Source organism: Gammaproteobacteria bacterium (genome assembly GCA_013151035.1).
Classification (GTDB): domain Bacteria; phylum Pseudomonadota; class Gammaproteobacteria; order JAADJB01; family JAADJB01; genus JAADJB01.
The window spans coordinates 1-16,939 of sequence record JAADJB010000018.1 but is presented as its reverse complement, the minus strand read 5'-3'; the positions used below and the strand labels follow the sequence as shown (position 1 = coordinate 16,939).

Here is a 16,939-nt window from a genome sequence, read left to right as displayed (position 1 = left end):
AGCAATCCCTGTCTCGAACTTACCAGACATATTTTTTTCGATGAATATCATATTATTACAGCCTCTTGCTGGTGCGTGGTACGCACCCTACCGATAAGGCGACCGTGCCTCTTGCTCCAACACATAAGCACGCACCCCCTCCCGTTCCCGCTGCACAAACTGTTTAATCGCCGCATCAAAATACTTATTTAACAACCAATGGTTCGAGTGCGTAATCACCGGCACAAACCCCCGCGCCATCTTGTGCTCACCACCCGCACCCGGTTCAAAAGACTGCAGCCCCTGCTTAATACAATACTCAATCCCCTGATAATAACAGGCTTCAAAGTGCAAGGCATCCAACTGTTCGATACAACCCCAATGCCTGCCATATAAAGTTGTGTCACTGCGATACATCAAAGCACCCGCCACACATTGACCATCAAGATCAGCCATGACCAGGATCGTCTGTTGCGGCATCAAACGAGCCACCTCAATAAAAAAACCTTCATTTAAAGTAGGCGTTCCCCACTTCTCATCAAATAGCTTTTTATAAAACAAGGCAAAATCCTGCCAGTCCTGGGCACTCGCCTCATCACCCTGCAACAAACGTATCTTTATGCCCTGATCGCGAACCCGGCGTCTTTCCTGACGAATATTCTTTCGTTTCTTCGGCACCAACGCAGCAAGGAAATCATCAAAACAAGTATAGGCCTTATTCGCCCAGTGAAACTGACAACTCTCCCGTGTATGCATATATTTTGAGAGAAAATCATGCTCACCCACCGGTGGAAACAGACAATGCAGACTACTCGCCTGTATCTCATTAGCATGCTGCTGGGCTGTTTGCAGCAGGGCGAGATAAACACAATCTTCTTCTCCGGCAAGCGATAACAAACGCTGTCCTGTTGCCGGTGTATACGGAATCGCGCTAACCAGCTTCGGAAAATAATCCATCTCCTGTTGCCGCCAGGCATCCGCCCAGGCCTCATCAAAAACAAACTCACCATAGGAATTCGACTTTTTATACAGTGGCATCGCGCCAACCAGTCGACCTGAATCATAAGCCGCGACATGACAAGGCATCCAGCCATATTCCTCACCCACACAACCATGATGCTCCAGCGCAGCAAGAAATTCATGACGGATAAAGGGGTTATTATCCCGAACCATAGCATTCCAGGCACTAGCATCTATCTCATCCAGCGAATGATGTATTCTGAGTTCCAGGCTAGCCAAATAAACGATTCCACCAACGCCTGCGGTTGCCTGGCAAAGCGACTGCCGCATGTAAATCAACCGGCATAAGCTTTGACATCACCCAGCCGGGCAGCGGTGGATTATCACTAAAGCCGCAAGACACCCCAAGATTATTCGGATCAAATATTTTCACAAAGGTCGGTTGCAAGGGGTCATCAACATAAACAATACCGCAATATTCCTCACCATGATCACGCCGCAGAATAATATCAACCTCATCAATAAAGATATGCAACTGTTCAGGGTTAGAGACCTCAGCCGGCGGTTGTTCACCAACCGCATAGATATACCAGTCATCCTCGGCATGCAAACGTATTACCGACCATAGATCATCCAGATGATCCCAGCTACGCATCGCCAGAAAACTACCTTTAAATGCCAACCTGAAACCTTCTATTTGAATATCACTCACAACGCACCTGCCTGTCCATTGGTTAATCCACCCATCCCGTAATCGTGACCAGCGACAAGACCACAATCCATAGAAACAGACTACGCCAGACCAGATCAATCGCTGATTGCAATAGATCCGACCATTCACTATCGGGGGTCTTTTCAGGATCAAGGCTCAATGCCCCACCCCCGATATCAATCAATAACTCCTCGGATAGATCACCCAGATTGCGGGTGTAATGATCGCCTCCAGCCTTCCATGCCTTGAAGGCAAGATCAAAATTACCCGACAGGGCATAAGAAAAAGCCAACAGACGGGCAGGAATCCAGTTCAGAATTGACTGCATTCGATATAAGGCCGTGGCCACTGCATCATTATCACTCCAGAGATTCTGCTGCCTTAACATGAGGACAGAACGCACCAATACCGCCCCCAAAGGACCCAGCAACAAAAACCAGAACAGTACCGAAAAGATTGCCACATTCGCCTTTACCAACACCGCAAATACCAGCACATGACCTCGTTCTTCAAGGTCTTCCGGTGCATCAACCCCCAGAAAATCACCAGCAACGCGGTAGGCCGAGTCATCATCCCCTTGCTGCATCGCATCACGATACTGATTAGCAAGCTCGGTAAGATCATTAATGCCAATACAATAAAGAACAATAAAGATCGAAAATACCAGACCAGGAATATCCCACAGAAAACTATCCAACCAAACCTGCAACAGTGCCACAACCAATAACAGCGGTAACAAAGCAAAGACCACGGCAAAGGCGGCCTCGCGTTGAACCAAAGACTGCACCCACGACATCTCGGTTATCAGGTTGAACGGTAATTGATATTCCCGCCATTGACGCGCACCACCCCATACTCGATCCATAAATAGCGCGATAATAATCGTTAGTAAAGCCATAAACATCCAATGATTTGTTGGTAAAACTGCCTGATTGTACCAATTTCAGCCTAAAAAAGCTCTAATCGAGCCCATTCAAAGGCAGAACCCGGATCACTCTTCCTGCCCGGAGCAATATCACTGTGCCCCACCACCCGCTCAGAATGAATCGCCGGGTAATGCCCCATCAAAAAATCCTTTAATTCGATGAGTTGTTGATACTGTATATCCGTATAGGGCTCATCATCCTGCCCCTCCAACTCAATCCCGATGGAGTAGTCATTACAATGTTGTCGTCCTTGAAATGCCGATACTCCAGCATGCCATGCCCGCGCCACAAAGGGCACATATTGAATAACCTCGCCATCACGCCTGATCAATACATGAGTAGAAACCTTAAGTCCCTCTAGCTGAGAAAAATAGGGATGCGCAGAGCTATCTAGCTGATTCATAAATAGATCATCAATCCAGCCCCCTCCATATTGCCCGGGTGGCAAACTAATCCCATGAATAACCAGCAGACTAATCACTTCGCCTTGAGGACGCTCATCCTGATTAGGCGAGCGATGTTGTAATACTGACTCAAGTAGCCCTGTTTCTGTATTAAGTTTCATCTTTTAATTTCACATGAAGATAGATTGCTTTATGATTAATACCATAGAATCCTTATCACTGAAAGCCTATCACCATGAAATATAATATTAGCAAGACAGTCACCCTGATGCTCACCCTGTTGTTTATATTTAACAGCGCCCCCCTGCTTGCTGAAGAACGCTATGTCAGTGACCGCCTGGAAATCACTATGCGGAGTGGTCAGGGATCTCAATTCAAGATCATCCGCATGTTAAAAAGCGGTACCCCGCTTGAGCTTATCGAACAGGACAAGAGCTCTGGCTACAGTCTGATGCGAACTAAACGTGGCACCGAAGGCTGGGTATTAAACCGTTACCTGATGCGCACACCCGCTGCCCGCACGCAGCTGGAACAGATCAAAAAACAACAAGGTCAGCTTTCACATGAAAAAAAGAAACTGGCAAAACAACAACAGGAAGGCGAGGATCATCTGAAGAACCTTGAACAATCCAGCAAGAAACTGTTAATCAACAACCGTAGCCTGTCCAAACAACTGGAAGAGATTCATAAAACCGCATCCAGCGCACTGGCTATCAATAATGAGAATAAAACATTGAAGGCTCGCCTGATGAAGATTGAACGCGAGCAACAAACTCTGCAACAGGAATATAGCGCACTCAAAGATCGCACCGATAGAGACTGGTTTATGATCGGTGCCGGGGTATTATTACTGGGTATTATTGCCGGTCTAATCCTGCCCCGCTTCCAGTGGCGCAGACGTCATCAGGACTGGGGCTCACTATAGTCAACGGGCGATGGCATTATTGATTGCAGCAATAGCAAATCAATCTCGTCAAAACGGAGCAGTCGCCCACCATTCTCCTTGATATAACGTAGCGCTGCCTCTTCACGGGAGAATGGGGCCAACATCACACCCATCGCAACCCTCTTCTTTTCATCCAGTACATACCAGGCATTTCTTGCCTCCAGCATCACCGGGTGATCAGGGTCATCCCATCCTTCACCACCCATATCATGCACATAAATCGTTTCAACAATAGCGGCAGATTCAGGTTGCAATAACCAGATAAATAATTCATGGGTTGAACAAAAGCGAATTGCCTCCGGCTGCTTCCTGAGATAGACCATCGCCTTGGGCCCTGAAAAACGGGCAATAACCATACCACAGACATGACACTCATCCGAGTCATGGAAGATACCTGCCCCCCGTGACTGATCTTTTACCTCAGTATTTTCACAGCCGGCAATTGTCAAAAAAATCATAAACCACAAGAATCGAAAATACATGTAACTATTTATCCTGAACATCTCATGAACCCTGCACAATCTCAAATAGACTTACGTTGAAAAATGGTGATTGCCAGTCCTAATGGCAGACAGATCCATGCCACCAGTATGCCGAGCAATACAGCAGGATTAAACAAAGGCCCGGTCGCAATAACAGCCAGACCTGTATACTCACGAACGGCTTCAAAACTGGCAAGATTAGCGATTCGAAAGATATCAGCCGGATTCAATAACAATAGATAGGATAACCATTCACCATCACCACTACCGGATTCCATTACCAATAAACCCAGTAACACCATATCAAATATCAGGACAAACCAGAACCAGAGCACCAAGGCAAGACCCGCTGCCCGTGACTTCTCCGATACCATCACACTGAGTAATTGAGCCAGAGCAATAAACACCCAACCCAGAAGTGTCGCCGAAAGGATAAAGAAGCCAAATGCATTCCATAGGCTCGCATCACTAACCTGATCAGATAACATGGCAATAACAAGTCCTGATCCACCAAAACCCAATACCGTTGAAACCGCCAGAATACTGGCGAAACCAATAAACTTGCCCAGTAATAATTCAGCTGCGGTGACTGGATAGGTCATCAATAATAACAAGGTACCCTGTTCATTCTCACCCACAATACAATCGTATGCCAGCAACAACGCAATCAGGGGGATCAGAAAGATCGCCAGACTGGCAAGACTAACGATCAAAGTAGCCAGGGATGAAAAACCTACCAGACCCGAGGCTGCCGAACCAAAATAAGAGATACCCAGTGCCAGCACAGCAAATACAATAGTAATAGCAAATACCCAGCGATTACGCAGGCCATCGGTAAATTCCTTACCCGCAACAATCAAGATCGGAGACATGTCTGCCCCCTGTCTGCTACATCCTGATTAAAGTATTCATAAAGGCTCTCAAGACCAGGATTTAACATCTGAATATCATTAACCCCTGGATTCTCCATCAACAATCTCAGTATTGCCAGCTTTTCACTTTCCGGACCAACACACTCAATCTGTTGAGTATTAATATGTTCAAGCCTTGTCTCAAATGCATCCATTTTATGATCCCAACAGGACTGATCCCAATCACCGTATGCCCTAATGACAATCGGTAGCGCCGCCTCCTTTCTCAGGTCATCGAGATTACCACAGGTCACCAACTGCCCACTGGACAGTATGATGGCCTGATCAATATGGCCTTCAATACCGGGTAATACATGTGATGAAATTAAAATAGTCACCCCTTGTTCACTCAATTCATCCAGCAGACAATAAAACTCACGGGTTGCCTCAGGATCAAGCCCCGCTGTCGGCTCATCCAGGATCAACAGGCGTGGATTACCCAATAATGCCTGTGCTAGCCCAAGACGCTGACGCATACCCTTGGAGTAGTTCTTGACCTTACGCTTGATTGCAAAACCCAGTCCCACCCGATCCAGTAGTTTGAATACCTCTTTTTCAGCCACGCCCTTCAGACGAGCGAAATATTGCAGCACCTCCTTGCCCGTCAGGTGCTGATAAAAACTGACATTCTCAGGTAAAAAACCAATCTCATACTGATGACTATTGACATGACGCAAGGATGGAACCTCACCAAACACGGAGATACTACCTGCCGACGGCTCGATCAAACCCAGTATCAACTTCATTGTGGTCGTTTTCCCAGCCCCGTTGTGACCCAGCAAACCAACCACCTCACCCGGATGAATAGCAATAGAAACATCATGGAGTGCATCAAATTCCCCATAACGCTTGCCTGCTTTTTTTAACTCAATAACAGTATTCATGAATCAATCTCTTGAGGGAAACCCGGTTTCATTAGTGGATAACTATCACGCACACCCTGAGGCCGTAATACAGGAAAATGTTCCTGTACCCAACGCAATGTTTCAATCGCTGGACTATTCAATAAAATACGTGCAAGTGGATAGCGCCATAATAACTTGTCAACGGCATCATTCGGTTCATAGGGTCGATCACCAATACCATCGGCATCAAGATCCCAGCCAAGGTAATCACTCCAGTAATTTCCCTTGCCCTGCTGTGACCATTCCTGTGTCCGTGTCGCCACATACTTTACCTGCACATGATTTCCAATAAAATCATTTCCATAAATTATATTATCTTCAGAACCTGCAGTCAGATGAATACCAATATCAGCACCTTGCAAATGATTATTTGTCATAATATTAAAATGGGAGTTATAGACAAAAAATGCCTTACCTTCTGCACCCGTTACACCGGCACCACCCGAAGCATAGCCACGTCCCTTGCGAGTACCAATAATCACATTATCAGTAATAGTGCTTTTAGTAATAAAATTAAGCAGTATCCCGTAGTTCCCGTCATTCTCGGAACGGTTCCCGGTTACTGTAAGGAATTTTGACTGCATCAAGGCGTAACCTGTACGCGTATTCAAAGTATGATTATTACTCACTGTATTGCTATAAGAATACATATAATGCACCCCATAGCGAAGATCATGCAGGAAATTACCAATTAAGCGGTTATTCTGACTGGATTCAATATAGATTCCATCACGTGTATTCCAGACCTCATTGTCTTTTATCAGACCATAATAAACTGCATACAAGTGAATACCATTACCACGATCCTGTGAACGAATAGCCACATTACCTGAAATTCTATTTTTAATCACCTTTGGATAATGGCAACCATCCAGCCATATACCAAACGCATTATTTTCAAAACGGTTATTTCTTATCTCAACATTTACCGCCTCTTTTTCAACAAAGATACCTGCATCCATCTTTGTCAGATTGTTACCCGAATTACGTATCTCAAATCCTTCGATACTGACATCAGGTGAACGCACTTGTAATACATTACCTTTACCCTGTGCATCAAACACACTGCCAGGCTCACCTATCAAATGTACAGACTGCGTAATAATACTACCGCCAGAATAGACACCTGCCTTGAAACGAATGGTATCTCCAGCTTGAGCATATTGAAGAATCTCATCCAGTGATTCCCCGGATGGATCAGTAATATGTGTAGCAGCAAAGGACAGACCAATAAATAACAGGGAATACAAACCACAGATGCCCGTTAAAAAAAACCTGCTCAACATTTGTTATCAGCCCCTGGTCCATTAAAAAACAAACACCCCCACTCCCATACAAATGAGAATGGGGGTGTAATCACAATACTGCTATCCAGAGGATTATGATGCCTCAACCAGCATACGACCACGCATCTCCATATGAAGAGCATGACAGAACCAATGACAATAGAACCAGTGCACACCGGCTCGATCAGCAGTAAAGGTGGCTGAAGCAGTGGCTTGTGGGCCAATCTCCATACTGACACCATGATTCACCATAACAAAGCCATGCGTCACATCTTCGATCTGATCCAGATTGGTAATCACAACAGTCACTTCATCACCCTGCTTCACAGTAAAATCAGTCATACCAAAACTCGGGGCAACCGAGGTCATATAGACACGAACATTTTTACCATTACGAATCACCTTATTATCAGTTTCCAGCGTCACACCATCGGCTTTAGCCATCGCTACTGTACTGGCAAAGAATGGATCATTACGTTCCCACAAGGTTGAAGGATGCATCTTGCTGCGATGAACCATCATACAGTCATGTGGCTCGGCAAAGGTTGGGCCATCGTGAACCAGTATCATCTTGTCACCTGAGATATCGATTAATTGATCATTCTCTGGATGTAATGGGCCTACAGGAAGGAATCTATCCTTGGAAAACTTACAAAGAGAGATCAACCATTTACCATCGGCATCACGCGTCTCACCCATAGTCGTATGGTTATGACCAGGCTGATAATGCACATCCAGTTTTTGACGAATATAATTAACCTTTTTGCCATTATAGGCCTGAATCGCATCTTCTATATTCCACTTCACTAACTGGCTATCAATAAAGACCGTTGTATAGGCATTACCACGACCATCAAATGCCGTATGTAATGGTCCCAGACCCAGTTCTGGCTCAGCAACAATCACATCGCGTGGCTCGGTAATCTTGCCAGAGAACAGGTCATGCAGCTTTTCAATCGAAATTATAGACACTGTTGGTGACAACTTGCCATTGGCCATAAAATACTTACCATCAGGTGAAGTATTCAAACCATGTGGACTCTTGGGCACAGGGATATAGGCTGTCAGATCAGAACCATGCTGTCCATTCAGAACAGGCACCTTGGAATCACCAATGTTAATAAACTTACCAGCCTTGATAGCTGCCTCAATACGCGGAATATTGAATACTACAGCCCAGTCACGCTCGTTACGCATGGTGCCCGCCAGATCAATTGCACCCTCTGAGTTATAACAGGTTGAACAGGCATAATTACCATCGTAATCGGCATCGGTATTATCCAGGTTACCATCAACGATCACCTGCCATGCCACCTCCATAGTCTCTGCGTCAATGGCATTAAACATGGTTCTGTATTTGGTTGGATCAAAGATATCCCTACCATCATTAGGCTGTGGAATACAGAATTCAGCATTGCAAAATACATATTTGGTATAAGGAACCTTTTGTACGCGCAGGCCATGAATCGCCGATACATTGGGTACACTGACCATCTTGTCCGTCTTCATAATATCGCAACGAATACGGGCAACTCGGGTATTGGCCTTATCATTAATAAATACATATTTACCATCATAACGACCATCTTGCATACTCATGTGTGGATGATGCGCATCACCATTCAGGTAAGGCCCGCCGCCACCAGCAAGAATCTCTTTACTCTCATTACTAATACCCCAGCCAGTCGCACTATCAACATTAAATACCGGGATACGCATCAGCTCACGCATGGAGGGAATACCCACAATACGCACCTCACCGGAGTGACCACCACTCCAGAAGCCATAGTACTCATCCAGCTCACCCAGACCAACAGTCGCATTACTATGATTAGATGAAGATGCCATCGCATTTTCTATACCAATCAAACCACTACCAATCCCCGCACCAGCAACACCGGCAACCGCTGTTGCACTCAAAAAGTCACGTCGGCTTATACCTTCTTTTCTTTTATCATCACTCATAGCTATCTCCTGTTTACTTTAGTTTGTTTTTTACTGCTACTACTCGTTCTCTCTTCTTACGTTTATCCACCAGAGGTGGACATTTCCTGTTATCCCAATAAGTCACCTGACAATCCAGGCAATAGTGGCATTCGTTTGGATTAATAACACCGCGTTCATCAATAGCCTGGATCTCACACTCCCTGGCACAGGTCTGACACGGAGACCCACATTCCTTACGACGCCGCAACCAGTCAACCAGCCGCATCTTTGCAGGAACAGCCAGTGCTGCACCCAGTGGGCAAATATACTTACAATAAAATTTACAATTAAATACAGAAATCAAAACCAGTCCTGCAGCATAGAACACATAGCCCCACTCACGCATAAAGCGCAGGGTAACCGCTGTCTTGAAGGGCTCAATCTCTGCATAACGCTCGGCCAGCTGTAGCGACTGTAATGAGATACCAAACAGAACCATGAGAATCAGATATTTGATACCCCATAAGCGGTCATGGATAAACTGTGGAAGATTAAACTGGCGAACATGTAGGGCAACCGCAATCTCATTAACCAGTTTTTGCAAGGCACCAAAGGGACACAACCAGCCACAATAAACCCCACGTCCCCAGAATAATAATGAGGCAGCAACAAAGCTCCACAGGATAAACATGGTCGGATCAATCAGGAAGGTATCCCAGCGGAAATCACTGGCCATCGCACCAGTAAAGGTAAACACATTGACGATTGATAACTGTCCCAACAAATACCAGCCAATAAAGAACAGGGTGTAAATCTGGAAACCGATGCGTAATATATTCGTCAATGACGGATGTTTTACCAGTACATCCTGGAAGACAAGTATCAATGTCAACAGGAACAAACCACCAACTAATACTGAAATCTGTAGTGTACGCTCGCGCCATACCTGCACCCACATAGCTTCCGGTTCCTCGATCAACACCCTCGGTGGACGATCAATATAGGACTCAGGAATACTGTAGGTTGAGGAAAAACTGTAAAACACACTTTCCAGTGGTGTGGTCTGACGCTTTACCAGTAGCTCCAGTTCCCAGATGGTACCAGGATCAAATCTGCGCTCTGCACGAATGACAAAGATTGCCATCTCAGAGAATTTGGGAACCCCCTTGGCATATACATCGAGTAATCGATGATAATCCAGATCACGAAAACTGATCTCCCGATTATTCTGGCGCACCAGGATACGATCAAATATTCCGCCACGAACATAACCCGACCCTTTAAAGGAATACAGGCCATTACCCATGATTGCAATCAGGTGTTCATTTTCCTTCAGGCTAGACATCAACCAATCATATTGCGAATCACCCAAAAGATTGCGCCCGACTGTCGGTGCATTAAGGTAAGTATAATAAAGATTAATAAAGGTCTCTTTTGCTTCTTCTGCATTCGCTGAACGGTCAACAAACTCTGCATCCGTACCGACAAACACATGATCAACATCACCACGATTCAGTTTCATAAAGCGAATCGAGCCATCATTTGTCAAAAATGTCCAGTCACGCTCCACAAAGACATCCTTGCGCACTGTAGCCGGAGGCTGTCGTGCTTCAAGCCTTTCCTCAACAATCCCTTTGGCCACTGCCACCTGCCAGGCCGATTGCATCATTGCCTCATTCATCACCATCACAGTCACAGTGGCTCCGGTGATAGCATCAATATTCTGGTAGCCTTCACGTGCGCCTGCACCAACCTTGACCTTATCACTGACAGACTTACCAGTATATTGCTGTACAAATTCGGTGAGACGACTCTCGGGAATACCGACTAACAAGATGGGTTCATGATGTTCAAGCACCTTGACACCAACAATAACCCCTTCAGTATCCATGCCGACCAACATGTCCATTGGTTTCCCCGAATAGGCCGGGATCGGTGCCAGTTGTTTAGTACGAAAAAGATAACCCAGAACCTTCTGATTCTGGTAGACAGTCGCTACCAGCGGTTCACCTTCAAAATCAGAGAATCGATTAGCCGCAGGAAATATATTCTGGGCATCCGCAAAAAATTCATCCAGCGAGGCCTGCACAGTACTCATTGCGAGAACTGATAACCAACACATCAATGATAAAAATCTTATCAAATCAACCCCTATGCAAATACATCAAAAGTATTTATAACTGGTGAAACCACCTGCACAGAAAAATCATATAGTCCATTAATATCAACTAACATCCTATCAGAGGTTCCTCAGGCATTTACCAGTAAACTAAGGGAGTAGCGTAGACTCACAGCCGTAAACTACCCTTGATCCTGATCAAGAATACTACTAAAAGTGCGGCAAATTGCCACACTGAACTCAAGGGAATAATTTCACTACCAGTAAAGCTGACCAAAAGGGGTTATTTCAGCTGATCGACATCTCGTACCGCGCCATTAGCTGCTGAGGTCGTCATCGCCGCATAAGCACGCAGTGCCGCAGAGACCACACGTTCGCGTCCTATCGCCTGCCAGGCATCATCACCCTTGGCATTCATAGCTACACGACGCTGATCCAGCTCAGCATCAGAGATATCCAGATGGATCTTACGCTGCGGGATATCAATCACGATAGAATCACCCTCTTCCACCAGGCCAATGTTGCCACCCTCAGCCGCCTCGGGTGAGACATGGCCAATCGACAGACCCGATGTTCCACCTGAGAAACGACCATCAGTAATCAAGGCACAAGCCTTACCTAGACCCTGTGACTTCAGGTAGCTGGTCGGATATAACATCTCCTGCATACCGGGCCCACCACGCGGCCCCTCATAGCGAATAATGACCACATCACCCGCCTTGACCTGATTCGCCAGAATAGCCTCTACCGCCGTATCCTGACTCTCAAAGATACGTGCAGGACCGGTAAAACAAAGATTGTCTTCATCCACACCGGCGGTCTTCACGATACAGCCGTCCTGCGCCAGGTTGCCATACAACACCGCAAGCCCGCCATCCTGACTATAGGCATGCGCCTTGTCGCGTAGACAACCCTTCTCCCGATCCAGATCCAGGGTGTCAAAATACTCCGACTGCGAGAACGCCTTAGTGGTGGGTACGCCCCCTGGTGCTGCCCGATAAAATTTCTTACGCTTTTCATCGTTGGTCAGGCGTATATCCCACAGTGCCAGCGCTTCACCCATATTTTTCGCATGGATGGTACCGACCTCACGATGCAACAAACCGGCACGATCTATTTCACCCAGAATACCAAACACCCCGCCGACACGATGCACATCCTCCATGTGATAGATCGGATGCGCCGGTGCCACCTTACACAGGTTCGGCACCTTGCGTGAGAGGCGATCAATATCCGCCATAGTAAAGTCAACACCCGCCTCACGTGCGCCTGCTAATAGATGTAAGACCGTATTAGTCGAACCACCCATAGCAATATCCAGACACATCGCATTTTCAAACGCCTCAAAATTGGCAATCGAACGCGGCAGAACGGAATAGTCATCCTCTTCATAATGACGACGTGCCAGCGCTACAATCATACGACCCGCTTCCAGGAACAGACGCTTACGCTCAGTATGCGTTGCCACCACACTGCCATTACCCGGCAATGCCAGACCCAGTGCCTCCATCAGACAATTCATTGAATTAGCAGTAAACATACCCGAACAGGAACCACAGGTGGGACAGGCCGAACGTTCGACCTGCATTACATCTTCATCCGATTCATTCTTGTCCGCAGCCATCACCATAGCATCCACCAGATCCAGGTGACGCTCTTCATTCTTAATCCGCGTCTTACCCGCCTCCATCGGCCCACCCGAGACAAAGACCACTGGAATATTCAGGCGCAGAGCCGCCATCATCATGCCCGGTGTGATCTTGTCACAATTAGAGATACAGACCAATGCATCCGCGCAATGGGCATTCACCATATATTCAACCGAATCCGCAATCAGGTCACGGGAGGGTAAGGAATACAACATCCCCCCATGCCCCATAGCGATACCATCATCCACCGCAATGGTATTAAATTCCTTCGCCACACCACCAGCCGCCTCAATCTCACGCGCCACTAACTGCCCCATATCCTTGAGATGGACATGCCCTGGCACAAATTGGGTAAAAGAATTGGCTACCGCAATAATTGGTTTATCAAAATCACCATCCTTCATTCCGGTCGCACGCCAAAGGGCACGAGCACCCGCCATATTGCGTCCATGAGTGGTCGTTCGAGAGCGATATTCAGGCATGTCTTTTCCTTGGGTAATAATGAATAGTGAGTAATCGTTATACTAACAAAAATCAGACACCAACACATCATCCGATAACACAACGCCATCCTCAAATTGCTTGATACTATTCAATGTCGTATCTGCTATATTTTCCAATGCATTCGAGGTAAAAAAACCCTGATGAGCCGTAATTAATACATTAGGAAAAGTAAGTAATCTTTCAAAGATATCATCCTGAATAATCTCACATGAAAGATCTTCAAAAAACAGATCACTTTCCTGCTCATAAACATCCAGCCCTAAATAACCCAGTTTTTTTGACTTAAGTTTTTCAATGACAGCACAAGCGTCCAGTATTGCACCACGACTGGTATTAATCAGCATGACCCCTGTCTTCATTTTATCAAGCGCAGATTCATCCACCAGGTATTTTGTTTCCGCCGTTAAGGGACAATGCAGTGAAATAACATCCGACGCCATAAATAGTTCTTCAATACCCACATAGTTTACACCCATATTAATGCATTCATGATTATGCAGTGGATCATACGCCAGAACATTCATCCCCATCGCACTCATAATACGCGCCACTATTGACCCTATCTTTCCCGTACCCACTATCCCGATTGTCTTGCCTGAAAAATCGAAACCCAGCAAACCATCCAGAGAAAAATTACCCTCACGCACTCTGTTATAAGAGCGGTATATTTTCCTGTTTAAAGAAAGCATAAGACAAACCGCATGTTCCGCTACAGCAGAAGGCGAGTAAGCAGGCACCCGAACGACTTTAATACTCAAGTCATTGGCAGCAGAGACATCAACATTATTAAAACCAGCACAGCGAAGAGCAATAAGCTTTACATTTAATTCAGATAATAAAGACAGGACATTTCGATCAAGGACATCATTAACAAAGGCGCATACGACTGATTCACCATTAATAAGATTAATCGTATCGCATGTTAATTTAGCCTCAACAAATCGAATATCGTGATTATAATTTTTGTTCAATAAAGAAAAATATTCCTCATCATAACGCTTACTACTAAAGAATATGATTTTCATGTTAACCCTCTGTAACACCCATAGCCATTTTCCAGCCTCCCAGTGTATACATCCGCTTCAGGTTCCACGTCATACACACCAGACCTCACTTGCCTTGTGCCGTTTTTAACCCGCGAAGGTAAAACCCTCGAAAATCTATCACTTCTTTAATAATACCAAACACCGCTTCTCCGGTATTACTTGACCAGAATAATAGGTCGTGGTTTCTTTGCTCTCACGACCTATTATTATTCGTTAGATATTACCGAGAATTCACGGCACCTCTCGATTCTTGGGTTATTGCATTCATAGTAGCGATAAAGGGAAATTGACTTAGACATCCCAAATACCTTGCACTTAACATCACTGAAAAAGTACACCAGGACCTCCTCAACTTCCTTCGCCGTATTAACGTGTTCATGTTTCATCAGTAGTCCGTAATCGAGCCCATACCTAAGCTTGAACTCCAAACCAGTAGTCAACTTCCAAGCTAGTGTCCAAAGCAATGTACCCTCACTCGGTATGCTTGCGCGTAACATGCCGTTTTTTGCTAATAAGAGTCCACTTCATGCTATCACTTCGGGTAGATTACAAATATGTTCAAGGGTGGCTACTGAAGTAATCCTGTCATAATTAATACCACTTGGTATTTCAGATATATCTGCGTAGATGTTTCTAACTCTCCCGAGAAGAGGTGAACTTTTATAGAGATCAGTGAAAGGCTCAACTATGTCATACGAATTATTGGTAGATTCATACTGTAATTGATTAAGGGTCCCGGTACCTAGTTCCAAGGTTTTCTTGACCGATCCCTGACACTTAGTAACATTCTTTGCGACCTGCTTATGCAACCATGATTCCATTTTTTGTGATAAGGACGCTGCAGTCGTTTCCCCTTCACGGTTTGACTTATAGTGAGATGAGTAGATATCTTCGATCTCTCTCGGCAATGAAGAACGAATTTTTGGAAAGCTATCGAACATTAATGCTCCTATTGTTTTACGCATAACAAGGCTGTATAAAAAAACAAGGATTCCATAGCTCTATTTTCTTTTATTATTTTCACTAAAATTAAAAACTCTATCTACGTATGTGTGAGCTCTGTATTACCTCAATCATGCTACCCGTATGCCTCTATGCAGCCATTGTACCGTAATTCATTAACTTCTCAATGTTATGTACGATACCACTGCTGTCCCGTTAAGAACGTAAATAGACAGGCCTGATTTCCCCTTTTTTTGTTACAATGAAATCACGACAAGTCATTGTAAAACAAAAAGGAAACCAGGCCATGAGTCATTATAACACTGCCTTCTCACAACTTCTAAAATTGATACCGAGACATGAATTTGAGACCCTTGCAAAACAGCATCATTAAGGCCGTTCTTTCCGAACAGCATCCCGCTGGTCACAGTTCGTAACCATGTCGATGGGGCAATTGGCTGGGCGAAATAGCTTGCGAGATATTGTTCGGTATTTGTCAACAAAGATGTCCTGTATAGTCATGCAGCTATGGCGAGCTTTTGTTCTTCGGCCCGAATCTCTTTCGGAGGATTCAACCAGACATTTTCAATCCTGTCCCAGTTTCTGATTTCGCCTGACCAGCGCGCAGGATTACGCTTTTTCGCAGCCTCGTAAACAGCCTTCCTCTGTATCAGTATGGCCTGATCTACGCCTTCATGTCGCTGAGTTGGTGTCACATATTGAATAGCACTATGACGATGTTGCTCGTTATACCATCGTACAAAGCCATGAACCCACTCCCTTGCCACTTCCAGATTTTGAAAGGGTTGATTCGGATAGTCAGGCGTATATTTCAATGTGCGAAACAGGCTCTCTGAGTAGGGATTGTCATCACTCACCGAAGGGCGGCTAAACGAGGGCACCACGCCCAGCTTCTGTAATGTCGCCAACATGGTTGCACCCTTCATCGGGCTGCCGTTATCAGAATGCAACACCTGGCCTTCCTGATGGATATTCTCAGTCAGACAGGCTTTCCTGATCAGCTGGCTAGCATACTCGGCACTTTCCCGTTCATGGATTTCCCAGCCAACAATTTTGCGACTGAAGATATCTTCTATCAAGTAAAGATAATAGAAAATTCCGCGTACCGCTGAAGCCAGATAGGTGATATCCCAGCTCCAGACCTGGTTGGGTGCAGTGGCATTGTATCCTTTGGGTTTGGTGTGATTTTTGGGTTGCTCCGCACGTCCCCTGCGATTGGCT

General features: G+C 45.5%; 15 protein-coding genes and 1 pseudogene. 3 read left to right on the top strand and 13 right to left on the bottom strand.

Going from position 1 to position 16,939, the window contains the following annotated elements:
• Positions 1–87 precede the first annotated feature (87 nt).
• The 4 genes from GXP22_04160 to ampD form a co-directional block, all read right to left on the bottom strand.
• Positions 88–1,269 carry an N-acetyltransferase gene (locus tag GXP22_04160; protein NOX08674.1) on the bottom strand — a complete coding sequence of 394 codons (1,182 nt, stop codon included), beginning with the start codon at positions 1,267–1,269 and terminating at the stop codon, positions 88–90.
• Positions 1,211–1,594, bottom strand: coding sequence for a hypothetical protein (locus tag GXP22_04155; GenBank protein NOX08673.1), 384 nt, complete (start codon positions 1,592–1,594; stop codon positions 1,211–1,213). The genes GXP22_04160 and GXP22_04155 overlap by 59 nt, the downstream gene beginning before the upstream one ends.
• Before the next feature lie 79 nt (positions 1,595–1,673).
• On the bottom strand, positions 1,674–2,549 hold the full coding sequence (gene ampE / locus GXP22_04150; GenBank protein ID NOX08672.1) for a regulatory signaling modulator protein AmpE: 876 nt from the start codon (positions 2,547–2,549) through the stop codon (positions 1,674–1,676).
• A 50-nt stretch (positions 2,550–2,599) separates the two neighbouring features.
• Complete coding sequence (gene ampD, locus GXP22_04145) at positions 2,600–3,142, bottom strand: 1,6-anhydro-N-acetylmuramyl-L-alanine amidase AmpD (protein NOX08671.1); 543 nt, start codon at positions 3,140–3,142, stop codon at positions 2,600–2,602.
• Between the two features lie 74 nt (positions 3,143–3,216).
• Here ampD and GXP22_04140 point away from each other — a divergent pair, with 74 nt between their 5' ends.
• Complete coding sequence (locus GXP22_04140; protein NOX08670.1) at positions 3,217–3,906, top strand: TIGR04211 family SH3 domain-containing protein; 690 nt, start codon at positions 3,217–3,219, stop codon at positions 3,904–3,906.
• Here GXP22_04140 and GXP22_04135 read toward each other — a convergent pair.
• From GXP22_04135 to GXP22_04100, 8 genes are all read right to left on the bottom strand, one after another.
• Complete coding sequence (locus GXP22_04135; protein ID NOX08669.1) at positions 3,885–4,385, bottom strand: NosL protein; 501 nt, start codon at positions 4,383–4,385, stop codon at positions 3,885–3,887. The two genes, GXP22_04140 and GXP22_04135, sit on opposite strands and share 22 nt — an antisense overlap.
• A 65-nt stretch (positions 4,386–4,450) precedes the next feature.
• The gene (locus GXP22_04130) at positions 4,451–5,281 is read right to left on the bottom strand and encodes an ABC transporter permease (protein NOX08668.1); all 831 of its coding nucleotides are present in this window, start codon (positions 5,279–5,281) and stop codon (positions 4,451–4,453) included.
• On the bottom strand, positions 5,266–6,204 hold the full coding sequence (locus GXP22_04125) for an ABC transporter ATP-binding protein (protein ID NOX08667.1): 939 nt from the start codon (positions 6,202–6,204) through the stop codon (positions 5,266–5,268). The genes GXP22_04130 and GXP22_04125 overlap by 16 nt, the downstream gene beginning before the upstream one ends.
• Positions 6,201–7,511 (bottom strand): nitrous oxide reductase family maturation protein NosD, encoded by a 1,311-nt coding sequence (nosD, locus tag GXP22_04120; GenBank protein NOX08666.1) that lies wholly within the window; start codon positions 7,509–7,511, stop codon positions 6,201–6,203. Before nosD ends, GXP22_04125 begins: the two co-directional genes overlap by 4 nt.
• Positions 7,512–7,604: 93 nt before the next feature.
• The gene (locus tag GXP22_04115) at positions 7,605–9,476 is read right to left on the bottom strand and encodes a nitrous-oxide reductase (GenBank protein ID NOX08665.1); all 1,872 of its coding nucleotides are present in this window, start codon (positions 9,474–9,476) and stop codon (positions 7,605–7,607) included.
• A 13-nt stretch (positions 9,477–9,489) separates the two neighbouring features.
• A complete protein-coding gene (locus GXP22_04110) occupies positions 9,490–11,559 on the bottom strand; it encodes a regulatory protein NosR (protein ID NOX08664.1) in 2,070 nt (689 codons plus the stop codon).
• A 280-nt stretch (positions 11,560–11,839) separates the two neighbouring features.
• Positions 11,840–13,687 carry a dihydroxy-acid dehydratase gene (ilvD, locus tag GXP22_04105; GenBank protein NOX08663.1) on the bottom strand — a complete coding sequence of 616 codons (1,848 nt, stop codon included), beginning with the start codon at positions 13,685–13,687 and terminating at the stop codon, positions 11,840–11,842.
• Positions 13,688–13,729: 42 nt separating this feature from the next.
• A complete protein-coding gene (locus GXP22_04100; protein NOX08662.1) occupies positions 13,730–14,734 on the bottom strand; it encodes a 2-hydroxyacid dehydrogenase in 1,005 nt (334 codons plus the stop codon).
• A 1,225-nt stretch (positions 14,735–15,959) separates the two neighbouring features.
• Between GXP22_04100 and GXP22_04095 the strand changes: the two genes are divergently transcribed.
• Both GXP22_04095 and GXP22_04090 read left to right on the top strand, forming a co-directional pair.
• Positions 15,960–16,091 (top strand): DUF4372 domain-containing protein, encoded by a 132-nt coding sequence (locus GXP22_04095; GenBank protein ID NOX08661.1) that lies wholly within the window; start codon positions 15,960–15,962, stop codon positions 16,089–16,091.
• Between the two features lie 6 nt (positions 16,092–16,097).
• A pseudogene (locus GXP22_04090) lies at positions 16,098–16,304 on the top strand (DUF4372 domain-containing protein).
• On the opposite strand, the gene GXP22_04085 reads toward GXP22_04090, so the two are convergent.
• Positions 16,216–16,939, bottom strand: a 724-nt coding sequence (locus GXP22_04085) for an IS3 family transposase (protein NOX08660.1), incomplete at its 5' end; no start/stop codon positions are given. The pseudogene GXP22_04090 and the gene GXP22_04085 overlap by 89 nt on opposite strands.